Consider the following 26,669-nt stretch of genomic DNA (forward strand, 5'->3'; position numbering starts at 1 on the left):
CAACAGCCGGGATCCCCTGATCCCGTCTCGTTCTGACGCAGTTCTGGAGAATCGCCGCTCATGGCCAAGGGGAACGTCAACCCGAACCCGTCGTCGAACCCCGGGGCGAATCCGCCCCCTTCGGCGCCGCCCACCAGCGGAACGGGCGGGGGCGGCCCCACCGGCAACAGCGGCTACTCCATGAACGACTCCTCGATGCAGGGGTTGCAGAACAAGGCGGGTGACCTGGGGTCCCGGCTGACCGGCATCTCATCTGGTCTGCGGGGCCTCAACTTCAGCGGCAACGCGCTCGGGCCCATCGGCCTGTTCGCGGTGCCGGCGCTCAACTCGTCGAACGACAACGCCGTCTCCCAGGCGGACAAGGGCGCCAAGGCGTTCACCGAGGTCCAGTCCAACCTGAAGGCGACGCAGCAGACGTCGCAGCAGGTCGACCAGACCAACCAGACCAACATCAAGTCGATCGACACGACCACCGACGCGAAGAACGTGCGCGGTGCGGGCAACAACACGTCGGGCAACTTCACGCCCGGCAGCGCCACGGCCAACGGCTCGCAGGGCATCAAGGGCGGCGGCACCAGCAGCTCGGGCAACTTCACGCCGGGCAGCGCCACCGCCAACGGCACGCAGGGCCCCAAGGGCGGCGCCAGCAACACGACGTCCGGCGCCAAGGGACCCGGTGGCGGCCCCGCAGCCTCCGGCCCGAACATCAAGGGCGGCGGCGCGAACATCACGCCGGGCACCAACACGGCCGGCGGAGCAGCGGCCGGCGCGGCGCCGAACGTCAAGGGCGGCGGCGCCAACATCACGCCAGGCACGAACACGGCCGGCGGAGCGGCGGCCGGCGCGGCCCCGAACATCAAGGGCGGCGCCGGGGCAACTCCCGGCGGCCCCAAGGCTCCCGCGCCCTACACCCCGACCGCGCCCGGCTACACCCCTCCCGCCGGCGGCGGTGGCAAGGGCGGCACCACGACCGGTGGCACGAAGGGCCCCGGCGGCGGTGTGGCAGGTGCGGCGCCCAACATCAAGGGCGGCGCCGGAGCGACGCCCGGCGGCGGCCCCAAGGCTCCTGCGGCGTTCACCCCGACCGCGCCCGGCTACACCCCGCCGGCCGGTGCCGGCGGTAAGGGCGGTGGTGCCACGACCGGTGGCGCCAAGGGCCCCGCGCCCTTCACCCCGACCGCGCCCGGCTACACCCCGCCGGCCGGTGCCGGCGGTAAGGGCGGTGGTGCCACGACCGGTGGCGCCAAGGGCCCCGCGCCCTTCACCCCGACCGCGCCCGGCTACACGCCTCCGGCCGGTGCCGGTGGCAAGGGCGGTGGTGCCACGACCGGCGGCCCCAAGGCTCCCGCGCCGTTCACCCCGACGGCACCCGGCTACAAGGACCCCGGCGGCAGCAAGGGCGGCGCGACTCCTCCCGGCACCCCCGGCGCCACCCCTCCCGGTGGCAAGGGCGGCACGACGCCTGGTGGCGCGACGCCCGGTGGCACGTCGCCCGGCGGCGGCGCCAAGACCCCTGCGGCGTTCACGCCGACCGCACCCGGTTACAAGGATCCCGGTGGAGCTGCGGGCACCCAGCCCAGCACGTCCGCTCCCGGCTCGCAGAACGCCGGAACGTCGCCTTCGCGCGGCGGCGCGACGCCTCCCCCGATGGCGCCCGGCATGGCCCCGCCGATGGGCGGCGCGAACCCCGGCGCGACCGGCGGCGAACGCGGCGGCAGCAAGGTCCCGGTCGGTGGCTCGAAGGGTGTGTTCGACGCGCCCAAGGCGCCCACGCCCGACAACACCATCACCAAGGCGCCCGGGACCTCGTCCTCGACTCCCCCGCCGGCACCGAAGCCCACGGCCAACGTCCCGCTGACCCCCAGCTCCACGCCCGGCTCGACGCCCGGTTCCACTCCTGGTGCGACGCCGGGCTCGACTCCCGGTTCCGCGCCCGGCTCGACGCCCGGTGGGGCCACTCCCGGCGGCACGTCGCCCGGCGGCGGCGCCAAGACCCCCGCGGCGTTCACGCCGACCGCACCCGGCTACAAGGACCCCGGCGCCGTGCCTCCGGGCTCGCAGAGCGCCGTCAGCACCCCGCCGCAGAGCGCGGGCTCGCGCGGCGGCGGCGCCGCTCCGAGCGTGACGCCCCCGGCCTCGGCCGCGCCTGGCATGGCCCCGCCGATGGCACCGGGCGGAACCCCCGGCGCGACCGGCGGCGAACGCGGCGGCAGCAAGTTCGTGCCGAGCACCGGCGGTTCGAAGGGCGTGTTCGACGCGCCCAAGGCGCCCACGCCCGACAACACCATCACCAAGGCGCCCGGAACGTCGCCCTCGACGCCGCCCCCGGCCCCGAAGCCGACGCCGCTGTCCCCGCCTCCGTCCGCGAACACGCCCCCGGCGTCCTCCGCACCCCCGGCGGCGAACCCGAACACCGCGCCGCCCGCCCAGGCCAAGCCGGGCACCCCGTCGGTGTCGACGCCGCCTCCCGCGGCGAACGTGCCGCCGCCCGCCCAGTCGCGCCCGGCCCCCGCCGCACCCCCGGTGTCGTCGCCCGCGCCGAACACCAACGTGCCGTCCCCGCGCACGGACACCACCCCGTCGGCCCAGCCGCCGCGCACCGACGCACCCCCGGCGCAGACGCGCCCGGCCCCGCCGGTCAACACGCCGTCCCCGGCGCCGAACGTCAACACGCCACCGGCCAACACGCCCTCGCCGAACCCGGCAGCCAACACGCCTTCGCCGAACACCAACGCGCCGTCGTCGAACCCGTCGGCGAACACGCCTTCGTCGAACGTCCCGCCGGCGAACACCCCGCCGCGCTCGGACACGACGCCGTCCGCCCAGCCGCCGCGCACCGACGCACCCCCGGCACAGACGCGCCCCGCGCCTCCCGCCAGCGTGCCGCCGGTCAACACGCCGTCGCCCACGCCGAACGTCAACACCCCCTCGGCCAACACGCCGTCCCCGGCGCCGAACGTCAACACGCCACCGGCGAACGCACCGTCCCCGGCGCCGAACGTGAACGCGCCCTCGGCCAACCCGTCGACGAACACGCCACCGGCCAACGCGCCTTCGCCGAACCCGGCGAGCAACGCGCCCTCGACCAACGTCCCGCCGGCCAACACCCCGTCTCCCCGTCCGGAGACGACGCCGTCGGCACAGCCGCCGGCCGACGCACCGCCCGTGCAGACGCGCCCGGCACCGCCGGTCAACACGCCCCCGGTGCAGACGCCACAGGTCAACACCCCGCCGGTGAACACGCCTCCGGCCAACACCCCGCCCGTGAGCGCGCCACCGGCCAACACGCCGAACGTGAACACGCCGCCGGTCAACACCCCGCCGGTCAACACGCCGAACGCGAACACCCCGAACGCGAACACCCCGCCCGTCAACACGCCACCGGTCAGCAACCCGCCGGTGAACACGCCTCCGGCGAACACCCCGCCGGTCAACAGCCCGAACACCAACACGCCCCCGGCCAACACGCCGCCGCCGAACGCCGCGACCCCGCCCCCCAACGCGCCGTCGCCGCGTCCGGAAGCGAACGTCCCGCCGGCGAACACGCCGAACCCCAACACCACCCCGCCGTCGCCGCGGCCTGAGGCGAACGTTCCCCCGGCGAACACCTCGCCGAACCCGAACCCGAACCAGAACCCCGCCCCCGCCCCCAGGCCCGAGACCACCGTCCCACCGGCCAACACGCCGCCGCCCGCCCCGGCCACGAACGTGCCGCCGGCCGGCAGCCCGAAGCCGGACACCGCCGTTCCCGCGGCGAACACGCCGAAGCCCGAGACCAACGCTCCCCCGATCCAGCCGAAGCCCACCCCCGACACCACGCCGCCCGTGCAGACGCGGCCGTCGCCCCCGCCGCCCACCGGGGCGAACGCGAACGTCGCGGCGAACCCCAACCCCACGCCCGACCTGGTCGTGGCGCCGGTGGTCACGCCCGCGCCCGGCAACCAGCAGAACAACCCGAACAGCGACTCGGACAGCAACACCGGCGCGGTCAAGCCGACCCCCCAGCAGCGGGTGGACAGCTATCGGGCGCCGAACCCGGCGAAGGACGACGCGAGCTACCAGAAGACCGAGGACGGCGGTTTCGTCCACGCGCCGAACAAGCCGTCGGAGTTCGTCGGCATCAGGGTCGACGAGAACACCACTGTCGGCCTGACGCCGTACATGACCAAGCAGTGGCTGGCGGACAACGGGATCACCGTTCCGCCGCGAAGCACCGTCGAGGCGGCGGTGCACCCGCTGCTCTACGACGCGAACCTGGGCGGCGGCGGCCGCAGGCCCGAGGTCTACGGCATCGACAACGCCGCGGACTTCCACAGCGAGATGCAGGGCATCGCGGCCGAGCAGAACATCCAGGAGCAGCAGAACGTCCTGGACGCGGTGAACGACCTCGCCACGGACATCACCAACAAGTACCCGCCGGACCAGTTCGCCTACGTCGGCCTGGGCCGCAGCCCGGCCGCCGTGGTCGCCGCGCTGCAGAACCAGGGTCACGACGCGGTGTCCATCCCGCTGTCGAACTTCCGGCCGCTGCCCTCCGACCCGAACTCGATCCTCGCCCCGGCCTACAACGGTCCCGACGGCAAGCCGAAGACCGAGCCGCTGACGGACCAGCAGCAGGACATGCTGGATCAGCACTTCGACGAGTTCCTGGGTGGCATGCCGCCCGGCAAGGACGTGCTGCTGATCGACTACACGCAGGGCGGTCTGTCGCTGGTGTCGGCGCAGCACCAGCTGCAGCAGCACCTGAACAACTACTCGAACCCCGACGTGCCGCCTCCGCACGTGCAGGCGTTCGCGATCCACGAGGCGACCAACCGCAACGACATCAACAACACGATCAACGCCGCCGCCGAGCCGGGGTCGTTCTTCAACAACCTCTACGAGCAGTACGTCGACACCACCGGCCGCGCGGACGCCCGCCAGGACTTCAAGAACAGCATCGAGACGTTCGAGGTCCCCTTCCGGCACCCGCTGGGCGACGCGTTCCGCAAGGAGGCCTTCGACGACCTCGCGGAGCACGGGTCGTACAAGATCCTCGACCAGGACCCGAACACGTTCCAGCAGGACCGCCCGCACCGGGACAACAACACCCCGCCCGGTGTCACGACGGCCTACGACGTGCTGAAGGACGCCGTCGGAGACGGCAGGACGAGGCCGGCGCCGAACACCACCGACAACGGCACCGGGAACGACAAGGGCAACGACGACGGTCCCGACTCGGGCAACGGCAAGGGCGACCCGAAGGACGGCGGCCCCAAGGGCGGCGACGCCAAGGGCAGCCACCCCAGGGACGGTTCCCGCGACGGCGGTTCCAGGGACGCCGACCCGAAGAACGGCGACACCAAGGACAGCGGCCCCAAGGACGGCAGCAAGGACGCCGATCCCAAGGACAACAGCCGTTCCGCACCCCCGTCGCCCGGCAACACCGACACGGACGTCAACCCCGGCAGCGACGCCAAGCCCGACGCCAACACCAAGCCCGACACCGACGTCAACCCCGGCAGCGACGCCAACGCCAGGCCCGACGCCGACGTCAAGCCGAACACCGACACCAACAAGGCCGCGGACACCAACGCGCCCGCGCAGAACAACCCCGCGCAGAACACCACGGCCGACAACCGCCCGACGCCGACCAGGGACGCCCCGGCGACCCCGCCCGCGTCGGCCCCGCCCGCTCCCCCGGCACCGCCCGCCCCGAACTCGAACACCAACCCCGACGGCACCCGCAAGGACGTGCCGAAGGTCGGTGCACCGCCGGCGGCGACCCCGCCCACCCCGGAGTCGCACAAGGGCAAGGACGTCCTGACCGACGAGTCGTGGCGCCACGACCCCGCGAAGACCGCGGACTGGTCGAACCCGAGCAACCCGGCGGACCGCAGCACCTGGGCGGACCGCCGCAACGACACCGACGTCCGCACCGTCGACCTCGACGTGCGCGACGTCCGCACGGACAGCACGCCGTCGAAGATCGAGGCGTACAAGGGTCTGATCAGCTACGACCTGCGCCGCATCGAGACGAGCCCTGGCAACTTCGTGCAGGAGTACACCGTCAAGGTGCACATCGACCCCTCGGCGGATCCCGCGGTCGCCGCGCAGGTCAAGGAGAACGCCACCAAGGGCGTCAACAACCTGCTGAACCAGGGTTTCCGGCTCCCGAGCGGTGACCAGTTCCACCTCAACCTCGAGTTCACCGACAACAAGGCCGACGCCCACACCACCATCCAGGTCGACCCGAAGAACCCCAACATCGACCAGGACCACTGGAACGCCGACGCGAGCCCCGAGGTCCTCGCCCACGAGACCCTGCACTACCTGGGCATCCCGGACGAGTACAAGGACTCGAGCCGCGTCTTCCAGCAGCACGACACCAACTCGGGCGTGCACCAGAACGACGGCGGCATGATGGGCGCCGACGTCCACCTGCCCGACCCCGGCATCAGGCCGCGCCACCTGTGGCTGATCGAGCGCACCGCCAACAGCCAGGTGATGGTGCCCGACACCACCATCAACCCGGCCGGTCCCGCCACCGTGCCGCCGCCCGCGGACTGGACTCCGAAGCCCGCCCCGGACAGCAACCCCGCGCCGGCATCGTCCACTCCGGACACCGACAGCACCGCCAAGGGCCCCGACGCCGACATGCGGACGAGGCCGACGGACACGCCGAACCTGCCCGGCGGCTTCGACTTCGACTCCGACGTGGACGCCGACGTCCGGCCGAACAACCAGACGCACCTGCCCAACCTGGACAAGGTCGGCCTGGTCGAGTCCGTGCTGCGCAGCGCGGCGTTCCAGGACGTGCGGGTCCCGAACTCGTCCCCGCTCGTCGGCATCAGCGACGTCAAGTCCACTGTGGACATCGTCGTCAACGACGTCCGGCAGAACCCGCAGAACCACAACCACCCCGGCCTGACGCCGGACGGCCTGTCGAGCTGGGTCGCGAGCAAGACCGACCCCGACACGCTGGCGAAGTTCCACCCCGACCTCGAACCGAACGTGCCCGGCCCGAACACCGACGCCAAGCTGGACCAGTGGCGGGCGAACCTCGCGAACGACCTCGCGAACGGCTCGTCGAAGCGCTGGGACGTCGTGAGCACCGACGGAATGAAGCCGGGCGACGCCGACGTGGTCAACCACGTCACGCAGGAGGTCAAGCAGAACGGCGCGATGCCGACGTCGGCCGACCTGGTCGCCAAGGGCATGGAGACGCCCGCGTGGGCCGACTCCCAGGTCGGTGCGCACCTGCCCGACACGATCGCGCAGTCGCTGGGCGTGCAGCTCGTCGTCGACAACAACGGCGTGCAGTCCGTCCACGGCCCCGCGGGCGCGCCGCAGGTGCAGGTGTCCTCGCAGAACGGCACGTTCGGCGCTCTCGGCGGCCCGACGCCGCAGGAAGTTCGCGCCGGCATGGAGGCCTACCTCAGCGGCAAGTCCTCCGCGGAGGTCAACCAGACCATCGGCGACCTGTACAAGGGACGTCAGGACAAGGGCCTCTACGACGCGGCGCAGAAGACCCAGCTGATCAAGCGCGCGGCCGCGCACCCCGGCGGCCCGCAGGCCTTCACGGCCGACCTGATGCAGCGGTCGGCGGACCTGCAGAGCCGGATCGACGAGGCCAAGGCCCAGGGTTCGCGCAAGCCCGAGATCATGCAGTCGCCGAGGGAGCTCGCGCAGACGGCCGCGATCAAGGACCAGGTCGCGACCCTCACCGACCTGCGGGACAACACCAACAGCCAGATCGACACCCTGAACGCCGAAGGCCCGAGGGTGGGTCTGACCCACATCATCGACACCCAGGTCGCGGGGCCGAACGCGGACAACCTCGCGAACATCCCGCTCGCCACGCTCCCCCAGCTCGACGCCCACCTGACCCAGCAGATCGCGGCGGCGGAGAACGCCGGGTTCGACCCCAAGAGCCTCAAGGACCTGCAGGTGCGGGTGCAGAACGAGGCGGACGTGCGCAAGGTGCTGGGCCACGCCTCGACGCGCGGCCTGGACGGGTTGACCACCCAGCTGAACGACGCCAAGGAGGCGTTGCAGAACTTCCGCGACGGCAAGTCGGAGAACACCGGCGTCAGGGGCTTCCTGCGGGGCATGTTCGGCGGCGAGGTCGACACCTCGGTCGACTTCGACCAGAAGATCGCCGACGCCGAGGCCCTGGTGAAGCAGACGGAGCAGAACCTGTCGTTCGTCGGCAAGCCCGACTACGACAACCGCTTCGCCAAGGCTGCGGACATGCACGCGAACATCCAGGCCACGCAGGCCAAGATCGCGCAGATGAACGCGGACATCGAGGCACGCGCGGAACGCCTGCGCGACCTCGACGCCAGGACCCGTGAGTTCAACGACCGCCAGTTCGCGCGGGAGCTGGAGCAGCGCCGCCAGGAGCTGGCGAACCAGGACGGTCCGGATTCCGACGTGCGGTCGGACGCCGACTCGCAGTCGAACGTCGAGTCCGATGTGGACGTGAGGTCGGACGTCGAGTCCGATGTGGACGTGCAGTCCGACGTGGACGTGCAGCCGGACAACCGGGGGCTCGACCCGCGCAAGGAGTTCGCGGCGTTCAGGGCCTCGCTCTTCGGCAAGTCCTCCGCCGAGCTCGCCGACCTCGCCGTGCAGCACCGCAACGACCCGTTCCACGTGCAAGAGATCAACCAGATGTCCCGCAACCTGGAGGCCGCGCAGAAGCCCGGCGGCATCCAGCAGCACCTGGCCGACCTCCAGGCCGAGATCAACGAGTCGCACAGCAAGGCGAAGGACCTGAAGCACGTCAGCGACGCGCTTCCGGACATGTTCAAGTCCGAGCTGATGCGCACGGACCAGGCCCAGCGCCAGGCCGAGATCCAGAACCTCAAGCAGCACCAGCAGCAGCTCTCCAACGAGCTGCTGACGCTGCAGTACGACCGCAAGGACGCGCTCACGACGTACGCGCTGAGCCTGCCCAGCGACGTGAACGCGCCCGGCTGGCAGTCGGTGACGCCGCAGGACGTCGAGGTCCTCCAGGACCACGTCACGGACCTGATCCGCGACGCGCGCGTGGCCGGCCAGCCGACCCCGGAGCTCGACCAGCTCTACGGCCAGCTCCAGGACATCCAGCTCACCGACAAGGCGGTGCCCTACCGGCCGGAGACGCCGCCGGCCGACGTGGACGACTCCTCGTCGGTCCGCTCGGACGACGACGCACCGGCCCAGCCGCGCGGCGACGCCCAGCCGGCCGCCGACGTCCGGGACCGCGCGGCCGACGGGAACCCGCAGGCCCAGCCCGCACCGGCGCCCGCGCCACGTCCCGAAGCGCGCCCGTTCATGCAGGACCCGGCCGCGCGGCCCGCGAACCCGGACGTGGACCTCGTCGTCCCCGGCGGCTTCGGTCCCGTGCAGGAGGGCACGCCGGGACGGTCGTTCGCGGCGTCGCTGTACGGCCTGGACCCCGCCGCGCTGCGCGACATGCAGCAGAACCCCGCGTACAGCAACAACCCCGACCGCGCGGCGGCGATCCAGAACGCGCTCGACATCTCCCGCAACGCCGGTCCCCCGAACATCTACGACCAGCGGACGCAGATCGCCGAGCAGGGCCTCGCCAAGGCCAAGGCCGACAGCACCCGGTGGAACGCCGCCGACATGGTGCCCGACGCCCTCAAGACCCAGTCGATGCGCGACGACCAGGCGGCCCGCCAGGAGCGGGCAGGCCGCGACGTCCAGTGGCGGCAGAACCAGGTCGACCAGCTCACGACCAACCGCGACGCCTCGCTCACCGCCCACGCGTTGCAGCTGCCGGCCGACACGAACGCGCCCGGCTGGCGCCAGTTCGGCGACGCCGACATCGCGGCCGTGCAGACCCACGTCGACCAGCAGATCCAGGACGCGCGGGAGGGCGGGCACAACACCGCCCACCTCGAGGCCTTCCGGGACTTCACCCAGGACCTCCAGCAGGCACGGCAGGACGCGCGCCCCGCGCCGCCCTCGCCCGACACGGACGTGCAGACGCGTTCGGAGCCCGACGCGACCACGCGGCCAGCTCCTCAGCCCACCCCGTCCACGTCTGCCAACCCCCAGTCGCAGCCCGACAGCGATTCCGACTCCGACAGCGACTCGGACAGTGATTCCGACAGCGACTACCAGGACGCGTCCGACAAGACGCTCGAGGACCGCGTCAACGACCTGAAGCCCGCCAACGTGTCCCAGGACTCGAGCTGGCAGATGGTCGACAACAAGTACCAGCACCTGCCGAACAAGCCCTCGGACTTCGTCCGCATCCGGATCGACGACGGCAGCTCGGTCGGTCTGACGCCGTTCATGGCCCGGAAGTGGTTGTCGGACAACGGGATCGTCCTGCCACAGAAGAGCGGCATCGAGGACTCGATCACGAAGATCCTCTACGACGAGAAGCTGGGTGGCACCACCCCCGGCGACGGCGGCCGCCGTCCCGAGGTCTACGACATCAACAGCCCCGAGGACTTCCGCAGCGAACTGGAGGGCGTGGCACGCGACACGCACTTCCAGGGCCAGCAGGACGTGATCGAGGCGGTCAACGAGCTCGCGAGCCACATCACGAACAAGTACCCGCCGGACCAGTTCGCCTACGTGGGCCTGGGCCGCAGCCCGGCCGCCGTGGTGGCCGCGCTGCAGAACCAGGGTCACGGCGCGGTGTCCATCCCGCTGTCGAACTTCCGGCCCGCGCCCGCGGACCCGGACTCGATCCTCGCCCCGGCGTACAACGGTCCCGACGGCAAGCCCAAGTTCGAGCCGCTGACGGACCAGCAGCAGGACATGCTCAACCAGCACTTCGACGAGTTCCTGGGCGACCTGCCGCCCGGCAAGAACGTGCTGCTGATCGACTACACGCAGGCCGGCCTGTCCCTGGTGTCGGCGCAGCACCAGCTGCAGCAGTACATGAACAGCAACAACCCGAACCCGGACGTCCCGGGCCCCCGCGTGCAGGCGTTCGCCATGCACCAAGACATCGACAGCTCCAACCTGGGCAAGACGGTCGGCGCCGCCACGAACCCGGGGTCGTTCAAGAACGCCGTCTGGGAGACGGTCTGGGCGACCGACCGCGCGGCGGACCGCAAGCAGTGGCAGGACAGCTTCGACTCGTTCGCGCTGGGCGAGAACAGCCCGCTGGGCGCCAAGGGCCCCGTGCTCGGCAACGCGTTCCGCCAGGAGGTCTTCGACGACCTGGCCGAGTACGGGTCGTACAAGATCCTCGAGCAGGACGCGAACACGTTCCAGCAGGACCGGCCCCACAAGGGTCACAACACGCCTCCCGGCACCACGACCGGCTACCAGGTGCTGAGCGAGGCCGTCGGGGAGCTCGCCCCCAACACGCGCCCCGCACCGCCCAGGCCGGACGCGGACGTGCAGACCCGGTCCGAACCGGACGCGGACACGCGCCCGGCGCCGCCCAAGCCCGACACGGACACGCGCCCCGCGCCGCCCAAGCCCGACACGGACACGCGACCGGCACCGCCGAAGCCCGACACGGACACGCAGGTCCGGTCCGGGTCCAACACGGACACGGACACGCAGGTTCGGTCCGGGTCCGATGTGGACACCCAGGCCCGACCTGGGGCCGGCGTGGACGCGCAGGCCCGGTCTGAGTCCGGTGTGGACACGCAGGTCCAGCCCGAGCCCAACGCCGACCCCCAGGTCCGACCCGACTCCAGCGCGGACACGCAGACCCGGCCCGAGCCCAACGCGGACAACCAGGTCCGACCCGACTCCAGCGCGGACACCCAGCCCCAGTCCGACACGAACACCCAGGCCCGCTCCGAGGCCGACGCCGACACGCGTCCGGCGCCGGAACCGCAGACGCGTCCCGCGCCGCCGAGGCAGACGCCGAACCCGGTCATCCCGATGACCACGATGGCGCCGCAGCCGGTCGGCCAGGTCCCGAACACGAACCTGCCGAGCTTCTTCCAGGACAACAAGGCGCTGGGCTCGATCGTCCCGACCGAGGTGCGCGGCGCCGACGCGGTCGTGAAGGAGCTCCCTGGCCTCAAGCCGAACGACCAGGCCCGCATCAAGGACGCGCTCGAGAACGACTTCGAGACGTTCCTCGACGGTGGCCGCAACTTCCAGGTGAAGATCGGCAACGCCTGGTTCGAGGCGAACGTCCGCGCCGAGATGCACGCGGACGCCACCACCGACGTCCAGGCCGACGCCGACACCAAGGTCGACAAGAGCTACCAGGCCGGCGTGGCCACGGGCACGACGAACAGCGTCTCCACGTCCAACGACGTGGGCGGTTCGGCGACGGCCGGTGTGCCGATGGGCCCGTACGGCTCGCTGGGCGGCAAGGCCGCTCTCGCGACGCCAGCGGTCTCGCAGTCCACCAGCAACTCCGTCACCGAGGCCCGTGCGATCAAGGGGTCGGACGACGGGTCGAAGAAGGCGACCGTCCCGGTCTCGTACGAGATCACGCTCACCGACGCGAGCGGTGAGGTGAAGCAGTTCGCGACGCTGAGCACCGGCACGGACGTCACGCTGCAGATCCCGGCGGACCTCAGCTCGATCGTCGACTCCGGCAAGACCTCGAACTCGGTCACGCCGCCCGACGCCCAGTGGGGCGCCAAGGTCGAGAACGCGGTGCCGGAAGCCGTGGTGGTCAAGGACTCCGGCAAGGCGTTCACCGACGTCGCCTCGAAGCTGCACCCGTCGATCACGAAGGTCGGCTCCCCCGGCCGCGAGGTGCTGCAGAACTTCCTGAGCCCCACCTCGATCCGCAACAACATGCCCGCGATGCTCGGTGGCTTCGTCACGTCGCCCGACCTGATCAGCCCGCACGCGAGCAAGGGCGGCGCGGTGCAGATGACCGCGACGCTCAAGGACGCGAAGCTGGTCGGCACGTCCGACAAGGCCGCGCTGGACCTGAAGGACACCTCCGCCTTCGGCAGCAGTGTGTCCGCGTCCACCAAGACCGGGTTCGACGTCACCGCCGGGTTCGGCGGCAACATCGGCGTGCCCGGTCAGGTCGGCGGCACGGTCGGCGCCACCGCGACCTACTCCTCGCGCACCGCCGAGGGCGTGAACGCGGGGTCGAGCAGCAACCACAAGACCGGCATCGGCGTGAAGTCCGAGACCGGCCTGTACGAGGTCACGGCCGAGGTCGAGGTCCGCACGCCCTCCGGTGAGAGCGTGAAGATGGACGTCACGACCCACATGCGCATGGGCCTCAACGAGGCCGGTGCGGTGGGTCTGCCGACCCCGGACGGCACCAGGAACTCGATCACCGACCCCGCCACCGCGAACACGAAGTACCTGCCCCCGTTCGTCGCCGCCACGCTCGCCGCCGGCAACGCGAAGGTCGGCGAGTTCGAGCCGGCCAACCAGGTGCAGGGCCAGGTCGAGAACAAGCTGAAGGAACTTCCCGGCTTCGAGAAGTTCCTGCCGAAGTGGAACAACCCGGACGCGAACCCGCGCAGCAGCAAGGGTCAGAGCTTCTCCGACGTCGCCGAGCAGCTCGCGAACCAGCGCAAGATCGCGGCGACGCTGTCCCCCGCCGCGCTCAAGGCGAACATGGACAGCCTGCTCGGTCCGGGCGTCTCGGTGCAGCTGAAGAACTCCGGCACGACGAAGAACACCTACGTCAACGTGACGGTGAAGGCCAAGCTCAGCAACCCGCAGCACCTCGGCCAGGCCGACAAGCACGCGGTCAGCGACTCGACGACGACCGGTCCGAAGCTCGACGCCAACACCAGCACCACCAAGGGCTGGACCGGCGGCGTGCAGGGCAGGGCGAACATCCCGGTCAAGACCGGCGTCGCCTCGCTCACCCCGATGCCGCAGGCCGGCGTGTCCTACAGCCACTCGTGGACGGACAAGACCTCGGCCGGACCGGCGGTCACGGCCACGCAGTCGCAGTCCGGCAGCCCGGACTCCCAGGTGTTCTCGAACGACGTCGAGTTCGAGATCGAGATCACGACGTTCGAGCGGCCGCGCACGTGGGTGCGCAGCGTGACGCCCGGCGCACCCGGATTCCACTCCCCCGAGGTGACCACGGTCGCCAAGACGGGCGCGGGTCTCGACAAGATCGACGGCAAGGTCAACCTGTGGGTGCAGGACGGCGCGACGCTCAAGGACAACCCCGGTGACGGCTTCAAGCCGGGCGACCCGAAGTCGACGAAGCTCGACGACTCACCGTCCATCAAGGACCTGCTGAGCCCGAAGGACGCCAGGCCGAAGTCGCCGGAGTTCCTCAACGTCGAGGCCGTCGCGAACACGACGGAGCTGCGCGACCAGGCGATCGACGCCCTGAACCGGGCCGCGAAGGGCGACTCGGCGCTGACCGTGCCGGGCACCGCGTCGCGTGCGCAGATCGACAAGATGTTCGCCCCGGAGAACATCAAGGCGAACCTGCAGCGGCTCATCGAGACCGGCGTGCAGGAGCAGGGCCTCAAGTACGACCGCCGCGTCACCGACCGCTCCGGCGCCATCGGCATGTCCGTGAAGCTCGGCGAGGCCAAGCTCGTGGCCATCTCCGACACCACCGGCACCGACAACTCGGTCAGCGGTGGCTACAAGGCGGGTGAGTCGTCCACGACCAGCCGGTCCGTCGACCTCACCGCCGGCATCAACGTGCCCGTGCGCCCGAACGTGACCCCGCCGCCCGCGGGCACGCCGACGTCCCCCAGCGGGTCCGGTGGTGTGGCCGCGACCGCGAAGTTCACGCCGTGGTCGGACAGCAAGACCCAGTCGACCGAGATCGGCGGCAACGTCGACCGCGGGAAGAGCACCTCGAGCGAGGCGCGGACCGTGCTGGTCCAGATCGACGCCGAGTTCACCATCGTCGGCGAGAGCCGCGCCGGGAACTTCCTGCACAGCGGCACGCCGAACGCCGAGGGCGTCACGGTGAACATGCCGAAGTCGGTGTTCGTGCGGGTGTCCGAGGACGTCGCTCGCGAGCTGGGTGCGCTGCCCAAGGTCTCCTCGAGCGTGCCGAAGCCGGACTTCCCGAAGATGGCGCCGCCCTCGACGGTGGCGACGAACGAACCGGGTGCGCTCGGTCTGTCCAACGTGGAGTCGGTGCCGGACCTGTCCGGTGTCGTCAACAACCTCACGGCGGAGCTGTCGACGAAGACCAAGAAGTTCGGCAGCGGCACGCTGATCCCGGACTCGGTCCTGCAGGACTCGATGAGCAACCTGCAGCGCATCGTCGACCTCAGCTCGCCCGCGAGCGTCAAGGCGATGATCGACAGCGCCATGGACGGCGGCGTGCCGCTGCTGGTGCACCAGCCGGGCACGTTCGGCAAGGACTCGTACCAGGTCACGTTGCGCGCCAAGGCGGGCACGCCGCAGTTCGACCAGGTCGTCAACGACGGCGTCGACATGTCGCACAACGTCGGCGGCTCCCGCAAGGACAGCGACGGCCTGGGCCGCGGCACGGGCTGGGGCGCCGGTCTGCGCGCACCGGGCCTGGCCTCGCCGGGCAGTGCGAACCCGAACGTCTCGGGCACCGCGGGTGTCGCCGCGGGCGTGAACATCGGCAGCAGCACGAGCAGCTCGGTGACGAACTCGACCACCGAGGGCTTCAGCCACAGCCGCACGGCGAGCGGACCGGCGGCGCAGTACACCGTGCCCGTCGAGTTCGAGCTCGTCGTCGAGAAGGGCTCGAAGGAGATCGCGCGGGCGGAGAGCGGCCCGCAGGAGATGAAGGTCCGCACGCACGCGGACAACCAGAAGATCTCCGGTGGTGTGGCCGCGCAGCCGTACATGTCCGCCGCCAGCAAGCGCAGCAGCGACCACGGCACCCCGGAGGCGGCGGCCGCGTTCCAGCAGGACACCCGCGCCACGCAGCTGCCGTCCACCGCGTCGGTCGAGAACCTGCGCGGTTCCAAGGACCTGCGCGACGCCGCGGTGAAGGCGATGAACGAGGCGGGCGCCGGCAAGGGCCTGACCGGCAAGGGCACGGGGTCGCTCAACGCCCTGTTCTCCACGCTGAGCCCGGAAAACCTGCAGCCGCACCTGCCGTCGATGCTGTCCGGCCCGCTCGAGGTGCCGGGCCTGAAGGAAGCGGCGCTGACGTTCGGGCAGGACGCCGACGTCAAGGTCTACGCGAAGCTGGTGAACCCGCAGCTCGGATCGCTCAGCGACGACGTCAAGATCGAGCGGCCGCTCGACACGAAGTCGTCCGAGACCTCCAGCGAGGCCAAGGTCGCGGACTCCGCCGACGTGTCGGTGGGTCTCGCCCAGGGCAGCGCGGCGATCAAGCAGGGCGCGCCCACGGACACCGTCAACTTCGGCACCGGTGGCGTGGAGCTGCGGCACGGGGCCGAGGACTCGTCCTCGGTGTCCGGCAACCCGTCGCAGTCCGCGACCGGCGGCCCGAAGCCGAAGGAGGCGTCGCGCAGCGGTCTCGTGCAGTTCGACGTCGAGTACCGCGTCGTCGCGACGATCGGGGGCAAGACCGGTGTCGTCGACCTGACCGTGCCCGGCTCGGCCGGCGTGCGCATGCCCGCCGCCGAGGTCGAGACGATGCTGAACCACCAGTTCAGCGACTCGCTGAAGGACGCGCAGGCCGACGTCAAGAAGGCGGCCGACGACTGGCGGACCGCCGAGAAGGACGTCGAGAAGGCCCGTCACGACGCCCAGGACAGGATCAACGAGGCCGCCGCCGTCATGGCGCGGACCGACCAGCCCCTGGGCGACGCGTCGGTGCAGGCGAACACGGCGATCGAGACCCACCTCGACGCCGAGGCCGGGGTCGTGCCGCTGCAGGCGCAGTTCGACGGCGCCATCAGGGACGCGGCCCAGACCCGTGCCACGATCCAGGACCTCAACGCCCAGGTCGTGTCGCTGAGCCAGGACGCGCAGGTGGCCGACAACGCGCTCGCCGACGCGCGGGCCGACGGTGCGCCGCAGCCCGAGATCGACCGGCTCGCGCAGGAGGCCGACGCGGCGCACACCGCGTTGGGCGACGCGCAGCAGCAGGTCGCCGACGCACGTGCGGAGTTGGACGCACAGCGCCAGGCCGCCGCCGACGCCCGCACTCCCCTCCAGGCGCAGCAGAACGTCGCCGCCGAGGCCGACGCCGCTCGCACCGCGGCCGAGGACGCGCGCCAGAAGCTCGTGGACGAGCAGACGGCCGCCGAGAAGGCGATCAAGGACGCGGAGACCAAGCTCGACGACGCCCGTCGTGAGGCGGACAAGAAGCAACAGACGTGGTGGGACGCCAAGGCCAAGGTGGACACCGAGGTCGGCACGTTCAACACCACCGCCGCCACGGCCACCCCGCACCTCGACCAGCAGCCGCCGCCCGCGCTGCCGCCGCGCGACTCGTCCGCGCCGGAGACCAGCAGGAGCGGTGCCGAGGGCAGCACGCCGCGTCCCGCGCCCGCGACGGGTGACGTCAAGAACGACGCGGCGCCCAAGCAGGTCAAGGGCGGTGGCGCACCGCCCGCGATGACGCCGCCGACCGCGGACTCGCACAAGGGCAAGGACGTCATCACCGACGAGTCCTGGCGCCACGACCCCGCGAAGACCGCGGAGTGGTTCGCACCGGACAAGCCCGCCGACCGCGGCACGTGGGCGGATCGCCGCAACAACACCGACGTGCGGACGGTCGACGTCGTCGTGCACGACATCCGCACGGACAGCACGGTGTCGGACCTGAAGTCCTACCAGGGCCTCATCAACTACGACCTGCGCCGCATCGAGACGAGCCCCGGCAACTTCGTGCAGGAGTACACCGTCAAGGTGCACATCGACCCCGCCGCGAAGGCCGACGCCATCGCGCAGGTCAAGGCGAACGCCACCCACGGCGTCAACTCGTTGCTGAACCAGGGTCACCGGCTGCCCAGCGGCGACCAGTTCCACCTGAACCTGGAGTTCGTCGACAACAAGGCCGACGCGCACACCAGCATCAAGGTCGACCCGAAGAACCCCAACACCGACCAGACGCACTGGAACCCGGACACGAGCCCCGAGGTCCTCGCCCACGAGACCCTGCACTACCTGGGCATTCCGGACGAGTACAAGGACTCGAGCCGCGTCTTCCAGCAGCACGACACCAACTCGGGCGTGCACCAGAACGACGGCGGCATGATGGGCGCCGACGTCCACGGCAAGGAGCCCGGTCTGCGGCCGCGGCACCTGTGGCTGGTCGAACGCACCGCCAACAGCCAGGTCATGGTGCCCGACACCAGGCTCGAGCCCGCCGGTCCGGCCACCGTGCCGCCCCCGCCCGGCTGGACGCCGAAGCCGGGCACCGACAGCCCCGCGAACCCCGCGCCCGCCACCGCGAAACCGGACGTCGTGGGCGACACCCGGCCGGCGGACCTCTCGTCGCTGCCGGAGAACAGCACCGTCACCCGGACGTTCAGCACGCTGGAGCACGGCATCGCGCCTAGCGCCGGCGCGCCGCGCAACGACGGCGTGTTCAACGCGGTGCACGAGGCGTTGGCGAACGAGGCGAAGGGCGGCGCGAAGACCGCTGTCCCGACGCCCACCGATCTGCGCACGGGTGCGATCCAGCAGGGCTCGCTCGCCTCGACGAGCGTCACCGGCCAGATCGACCAGTTCCGCCAGGAGCACGACCTCGACAACGGACACCTGGCCGACGCGCTCATCGAACCCGCGAACCCCGGTGCCGAGCAGCACGTGCCCGACGCCGCGAAGTCGGCCAAGGCGGAGGACCTCACCGTCGGGCTGCTCGCGACCGAGCTCGACCGGCCGATCGTCGTGCACGACCCGGACGGGTCCTCCACGACCGTCCAGCCGCTCGGTGACGCCAAGCCCGGGGCCGGGAACGAACTGCACGTCGACCGGCAGCAGAACCCGGACGGCAGGTCGTCCTTCAGCGCCCACGACCGCGGCGAGAAGTCCACTCAGGACAGTTCGGTGTGGACGGCGCCGGAGACCGAGGTGCGGTCGCGCCCGGCGCCGCCGAACCCGGTCGTCGAGATGACCGTCCTGGCCCCGCAGACCGTCGGCCAGGTCATGCCGGGCACGGACACGCTCCCGGCCTTCTTCCAGAACAACAAGGCGCTGGGCACGATCGCGCCGACCGACGTGCGTGGCGCCGAGAACGTCACGAACGCGATCGCGAACCTCAAGCCCGCCGACGCCGCCCGCATCCAGCAGGCGATCAACGGCGACTTCGAGTCGTTCCTGGACAAGGGCCGCAACTTCCAGGTGAAGATCGGCAACACCTGGTACGAGGCGAACATCCGCGCCACCATGCAGGCGCAGACCGCGGTCGCCCCCGAGGCCGCGCCCGGCGTCAAGGTCGACGCCACCGCGCAGTCGGGCAACTCGTCCTCGACGACGCACACCGCGGCCACGGCCAACGACATCGGCGTCGCGGCCTCGGCCAGTGCCGGGTTCGGCCCGTACGGCTCGCTCGCCGGCAAGGCGCAGTTCGCGACGCCGGCGCAGTCGCAGGGCACGTCGACGGCGCTCACCGACCAGCGGATCATCCGCGCGGGCGAGGGGTCGACGCAGGCCACCGTCAAGGTGTCCTACGAGATCACGCTGGCCGACCCGAGCGGTGGGATCAGGCCCGCCGGCACGGTCGACACCGGCACCGACGTGACGCTGCAGATCCCGAACGACCTGACCAAGATCACGAACTCGGGCAACGCGAAGGACGGGCACGCTCCGACGGACCCCGACTGGGGCACCAAGCTCGAACACCCCGCGCCCGAGGCGGTGACGGTCACCAACCCGCACAAGGCGTTCGACGACGTCGCGCGGGACCTGCACCCGTCGATCGTCAAGGTCGGCTCGCCCGGCCGTGAGGCGCTGCAGAACTTCCTGAGCCCCACCGAGATCCGCAACAACCTCGGCGCGATGCTCGGCGGCGCCTACGTGACGTCGCCGGACCTCATCAGCCCGCACGCCAGCAAGGGCGCCGCGGTGCAGATGACCGCGAAGCTGAAGACCGCGAAGCTCGTCGGCACGCTCGACACCGGTCAGCTCCGCCTGCACGAGACCTCCGCGCACAGCAGTGGTGTGTCGTCGACGACCAAGTCCGGTGGCGACCTCGCCGCCGGTCTCGGCTTCAACACCGGTCTGCCGGACGTGGTGGGCGGCCAGGTCGGCGCCACGGTGGGCTACTCCGCGCGCATCGCGGAGAACGTCAACGCGGGCATCAACACCTCGCACAAGAGCGGCATCCAGCTCAAGGGCGACACCGGCCTGTACGAGGTGACCGCCGACGTCCAGGTCCGCACGCCCAAGGGCGTCGTCACGGTCCCCGTCACGACGTACATGCGCATCGGTCTGCCCGAGGCCGCCCAGGCCGGGCTCCCGACGCCGGACGGCACCCGCAACTCGATCGTCGACGACTCCAACAAGGGCAAGAAGTTCCCGCCGCCCTACCTGAGCGACGCGCTCGCCACCGGCAACGCCAAGGTCGGCGAGTTCGCGGCCGCCTCGAAGGTCCAGACGCAGGTCGAGGGCGCGCTGCGGAACCTCCCCGGGTTCCAGAAGTTCCTGCCGACCTGGAACGACCCGAGCGTGAACCCGCGCAGCAGCAAGGGCAAGGGCTTCGCCGACGTCGCCGAGCAGCTCGCGAACCAGCGCAAGCTGACCTCGCAGCTCTCCCCCGCGGCGCTGCGGACCAACATGGACAGCCTCATGGGTCCCGGTGTCCAGGTGCAGCTGAAGAACAGCGGCACGTCCACCAACACCTACGTCAACATCACGATCAAGGCCAAGGTCTCCGACACGAAGCACCTCGGGCAGGCCGACGCGCGCAACGTCCGCGACGCGTCGTCGACCGGCCCGAAGCTCGACAGCGCCTCCAGCACCACCAAGGGCTGGAGCGCCGGTGTCGAGGGCAAGGTCGTGATCCCCGGCGAGACCAAGCTCGCGAAGCTGAGCCCCGCGCCGCAGGCGGGCGTCAAGTACAACCACTCGTGGACGGACAAGACCACCGCGGGACCGACGGTCAACAGCACGTCGCTCAGCATCGGCAGCCCGAACGCCCAGGTGTTCCGCGGTGACGTCGAGTTCGAGGTCGAGATCACCACGTTCACCCGGCCGCGGGCCTGGGTGCGGCGGGTCGTGCCCGGCGCTCCCGGTTTCCACACCCCGCAGCAGACCACGGTCGCGAAGACCGGCACCGGCGGGCTCGAGACCATCACGGGCGAGGTCAACCTCTGGGTGTCGGACAGCTCCACGCTGGACGCCGACCCCGGCAAGGGCTTCGAGCCCGGTGCGCCGGTGTCAACGACGCTCGCGAACGCGCCGTCGGTCAAGCAGCTGCTGAGCACCAAGGCCGCGACGAAGGCACCGGAGTTCCTGCACGTGGAGGCCGTGGCCAACACGACGGCGCTGCGCGACGAGGCCATCGACGCGCTCAATCGGGCTGCCGGTGGCGACTCCGCGCTCACGGTGCCGGGCACCGCGTCCCGCGCCCAGATCGACAAGATGTTCTCCCCGGAGAACATCAAGGCGAACCTGCGCACGCTGACCCAGACCGGCATCCAGGAGCAGGGGTTCAAGTACGACCGGCGGGTCACCGACCGCGTCGGCGCGATCGGTGTGAAGTTCGGCCTGAGCAACCCGAAGATCGTGTCCATCTCGGACGACACCGGCACCGAGAACGCCAGCACCGGTGGTTACAAGGCGGGCCAGTCCTCGACCACCGCCCGGTCGGTCGACCTCACCGGCGGCATCAACGTGCCGATCAAGCCGAACTCGGCGCCGCCGCCCGCCGGGGAGCCCACGCCCACGAGCGGCGCCGGTGGTGTCGCGGTGGCCGGCAAGGTCACGCCGTGGTCCGACTCGAAGATGTCGGGCAAGGAGGTCGGCGGAAGCCACGACCGCAACCACGTGACGCCGTCGACCGCCCGCACCGTGCTGGTGCAGCTGGACGCCGACGTCACCGTGGTCGGTGAGAGCCGCGCGCGGAACTTCATCGCCGGCACCACGCCCAGGTCCGAGGGCGCGACCGTCTCCCTGCCGAAGTCGGTCTTCGTGCGGGTGACGGAGGACGTGGCGCGGGACATGGGCCTGCTGCCCGACGTGAAGCCGACCGTGGCCCCGCCCGTCTTCCCGAAGATGGCGCCGCCGGCGACGGTGGCGAAGGACGAGCCCAGCGCGCTCGGCCTGTCCGTCGTGGAGAGCGTGCCGGACCTGTCGGACGTGGTCGCCGACCTCTCCACGAAGGTCAACCGGAAGACCGCGAAGCGCTTCGGCGACTCGCTGCTGCCGGACTCGGTGCTCGACGACTCGATGAGCAACCTGCAGCGCCTGGTCGACTTCAGCTCGCCCGCCAGCGTCAAGGCGATGATCGACAGCGCCATGGACGGCGGTGTGCCGCTGCTGGTGCACCAGCCCGGCACGTTCGGCAAGGACTCGTTCCAGGTCACGTTGCGCGCCAAGGCGGGCACGCCGAAGTTCGAGAACGTCGTGAACGACGGCGTCGAGATGGAGTCGACGATCGCCGGCTCGCACAAGGTGACCGACGGCCAGGGCCGCGGCACCGGCTGGGGCATCGGCCTGAAGGCACCGGGTCTCGCCTCGCCGGGCAGCGCCAACCCGAACGTCTCCGGCACCGCGGGCGTGATCGCGGCCGCGAACATCGGACAGTCCACGAGCAGTTCGGTCACCACCTCGACGACCGACCAGTTCGGCAGCTTCCGCGCGGGCAGCGGACCGGCGGCGCGCTACACCGTGCCGGTCGAGTTCGAGCTGGTCGTGGAGAAGGGCGACAAGGTCGTCGCGACCGCGAGCAGCGGCGTGCAGGACATGGTCGTCCGGCTGCACGCGGACAACCAGAAGATCGACGATGACACGGCGCCGCAGCCGTACGCCAAGGTGCAGACCTCGCACGGGGCCGCCGAGGCCACCCAGGCGGCGATCGACGACTGGCGGCAGGACGGCGATCCCGTCATGCTCCGGCCGGGCTCGTCGGTGGAGAACCTGCGCGGCGCCCAGCACCTGCGCGAGGCGGCGATCCAGGCGCTGCAGGACGCGGGGGCGAAGAAGGGCCTGACCGGCAAGGGCACCGGCGCGTTGAACAGCCTGCTGTCCACGCTCAGCCCGGAGAACCTGCAGCCGCACCTGCCGTCGATGCTGTCCGGCCCGCTGAGCGTGCCGGGCCTGCACGAGGCCGCGCTGACGTTCGGGCAGGACGCGGACGTCAAGGTCTACGCCAAGCTCGTCGACCCGACGCTGGGCTCGCTCAGCGACGGCGTGGCGATGGAGAACCCGAAGACGCAGATCACCGCGACCAGCACCGACTCGAAGGTCACCGAGACCGGTGACTTCTCCGTCGGCCTCGCGACCGGTGGCGCGGGCATCAAGCAGAACACCGATCCCAAGGACAACGTCACCTTCGCCACGAGCGGCCTCGAGTTCCGGCACGCCGGCGAGGACGCCACGGCGAACTCCGGCGGCCAGACCGACAACAAGGTCAACAACCTCAAGCCGAAGGCCACGACCGGCCTGGTGCACTTCGGGGTGGAGTACCGCGTGGTGGCGACGATCGGCGGCAGGTCCGTCGCCGTCGACCTGTCCGTGCCGAACTCGGCCGCGGTCAGGATGCCCGCGGCCGACGCGCAAGCCTTGCTCGGCAAGGACTTCAGCCCGGAGCTGGCAACCGCTCAGACCGAGGTGAAGGCAGCTGCCGACGCGTGGCGCACCGGCGAGATCGCCGTCGACACCCGGCGCCACGAGTCGCAGCACGTGATCAACAGCTCGGCGGCGGCGCTCGCCAGGATCGACTCCGAGTTCGCACCGGCCCAGACCGGCTACGACACGGCGGTCAAGAACCACCGGGACGAGGAGGTGAAGCTCCCGCCGCTGGAGACCAGGGCGGAGGCCGCCCGCCTGAAGGCCGCGGGCACGCTCGAAACGATCTCCAAGCTGTCTCCGGAGGTCGGCCGCCTCGACGCGGCCGCGAAGACCGCGCAGTTCGAGCTGGACGACGCCAAGTCGGACGTCGAGACCAAGGCGGAGACGCTGCGGACGCTCGACGAGCTGCTCACCGCGAAACCGGCCGACGCGGACCTCCAGGCCAAGGTCCGTGCCGCACGTGAGGCGCACGCCGATGCGCAGACCGTGCAGAAGGCCGCGGAGATCAAGCTGACCGGCGCGCAGACGTCGAAGCGGGAGACCCAGGACCTCCTCGACGTCGCCAACGCCGCGATCGAGGGTCTGCGCACCGAGGCCAACGCCCGCCGCGCGGAGCTCATCGCGCAACAACAGGTGGTGGCCGGGCTCGACGCCGTCCGCGTCGGCGCGGTGGCCGCGCACGACCAGGCCGTGGCCCAGCGCGACTCCGACCGCGCGACGCAGCAGGCCCTCGTCACGACGGCGGAGACCAACCTGAACAACGCCCGTCAGGCCGCCGACCAGCTGCAGCAGACGTGGTGGCAGAAGAAGGCGGTGGTCGAGCAGAAGATCACCGAGTACAACACCCCGCCGGCGGAGAGCACCACGTCGTCGTCCCCCACTCCCCCGCCGCCACCGCCTCCGCCCGCCGAGTCGTCCTCGTCCGGCGAGGCCTCGACGAGCAAGGACGCGCCCGCAGTGGAGGGCACCGGGACCGACGTGGACTCGAGCACTCCGGACTTCGTGGTGGAGCGCGGCGTGAAGGGTCTGACCTCCTACGCGATGACGAACGCCACCCCGCTCGCCAAGCAGGTGGAGACGGCGCTGACCTCGAACTCCCGGGGTCTCGACCTGCTGCGGGCGTCGGTCGTGCTCGACACCAGGACCGACGACGTCGCCGCGATGATCCAGCAGCACGGCACCGACCAGGTCTCGCGGGCGTTCGCCAAGGAGTTCGGCCGCCCGGTCTTCGAGCCCGCGCAGGTGGCGCAGTTCGGTGACCTGAGCGCGCCGGGCAGCCGGGCCGCGTTCGACGCCTGGGCACACCGCCTGTGGGATGCGGTCAACCACACGCCGTCCCACACCGCCGACCCCGACCGGCTCGCCGCCGACGTCTTCGGCCGTGACGGTGGGTACAACCAGGCCACGACCATCGCGCAGGACGCGGCGCTGGCGGAACTGGTCGAGGCGCCGGTGATCGAGGCGCCTGTGGTGGTCGACGACGCCGTGGTCGAGGCGCCGGTGATCGAGACGCCGGTAGTGATCGACGAGGCGCTGGTCGAGACGCCGATGGTCGAGACACCGGTCGTGATCGACGACGCCACGGTCAAGGCACCAGCGATCGAAACGCCGGCAGTGATCGACGAGGCCATCGTCGAGACGCCGATGGTCGAGACACCGGTCGTGATCGACGACGCCACGGTCAAGGCACCGGCGATCGAAACGCCGGCAGTGATCGACGAGGCCATCGTCGAGACGACGGCGATCGAGACGCCGCTGGTGGCCGATGACGCAATGGTCGGGGCGCCGGTGGTCACCGAGCACACCGCCGTCGAGCACGCCGCGACCGACGACGCGGTGCCTCACGAGGTGATCGTCGACGACACAGTGGTCGACGCGCCGCCAGCGGCTGAAAAGGCGGTGGCGGAGCACGTCGCGACCGACGACTCAGCGGTCCACGACACGACCGAGGACGCGGCAAGCCACGACGTGATCCTCGAAGACACGGTGGTCGACGCGCCGCCACTGGCCGAAAAGGCAGTGGCCGAGCACGTCGCAACCGACGACTCAGCGGTCCACAACACCATCGACGACACCCCGGTGATCGTCGTACCGCCGGTCGTCGAAGACACCACCGTCGAGCACACCGCGACCGACGACTCGGTCGTCGACCACGTGGTGGTCGAGGCGCCGGTCGCCGACACCGTCGTGGAGGACGCCCCGGCCCCGATGGCCGAGCCGTCCGCCGAGTCCGAAGTGGACGTCCAGCTCGCAGCGCCGGTCGCGGAACCGGTGGAGCACGTCTCGGACGCGCCGGTGTCCCACCAGCCGCCCGCCGACCTGGACCCGTCGCACAGCACGGAGACGAGCGCGGCGACGAGCACGGAAACGAGCGCGGCGTGGTCCGACCCGCGCTACCCGGCGCCCCCGCAGCCCATCGCGGAGGTCCCCGCCACGCCCCCGGCGGCCAACCAGGTGCACGGCGGTGCCCTCGACTCCACGACGGCCAGTGCGCACAGCGGTACCGGGGAGTCCCAGCCCGGCACGCCGCAGAGGCACAGCCCGGTCCTGCCGGCGGCGGTTCCGGCGCCGTCCGATCAGGCGCAGGCAGGCGGGCAGCAGGACGCCCCGGTGCACGGGCCGGTGCCGTCCGACCACGTCGGCTACACGCAACGGCAGCTGCGGTTCCTCAACGAGGACGTGCTGGCGCGGCGGCCCGCGCCGCCGGTCACGGCCAACGGCCTGTACGCCGTGGTCGGGCAGGCGCGCGGTGTGGATCCGGTCGTGTTGCGCCAGCAGGTCGTGAGCCTGGCGGCGACCCATCAGGCCGTGACGAAGGCCGTCGCGGACTACTCCGTCGGGCGGCCGATGCAGCAGGGCCACCTGTACGGGGCGCTGGTGGAGAACATGAACTGGCACATGCACGCGGACGCCGCGGAGAACAACGGCTTCTACAACGCGCGTGACCTGCTCGGACACCTGATCGCGACGCAGCAGGGCGTCAACATCCGGATCCACCAGGCGGGTCGCGAGCCGGAGCTGTTGCGGCCGATGGGGCCGCCGTTCCCCGACACCGTCGAGGTGGAGCTGGTGCTGGACGGGCGCCAGGTCACCTACCGGCCGCACCAGCCGCCGGCGGGGCTACAGCAGGACGTGCAGATGCATTAGCGTGA

The 26,669-nt window shown here is 71.2% G+C and carries 1 protein-coding gene; it reads left to right on the forward strand.

Features of this window, described 5'->3' with window-relative positions; genetic code table 11:
• Nucleotides 1–60 precede the first annotated feature (60 nt).
• The gene (locus IE307_RS01850; RefSeq protein ID WP_191295672.1) at nucleotides 61–26,664 is read left to right on the forward strand and encodes a hypothetical protein; all 26,604 of its coding nucleotides are present in this window, start codon (nucleotides 61–63) and stop codon (nucleotides 26,662–26,664) included.
• Nucleotides 26,665–26,669 lie beyond the last annotated feature (5 nt).

Origin of the sequence: Lentzea cavernae, from assembly GCF_014653695.1 — a bacterium.
In the GTDB taxonomy this organism is placed as follows: domain Bacteria; phylum Actinomycetota; class Actinomycetes; order Mycobacteriales; family Pseudonocardiaceae; genus Lentzea; species Lentzea cavernae.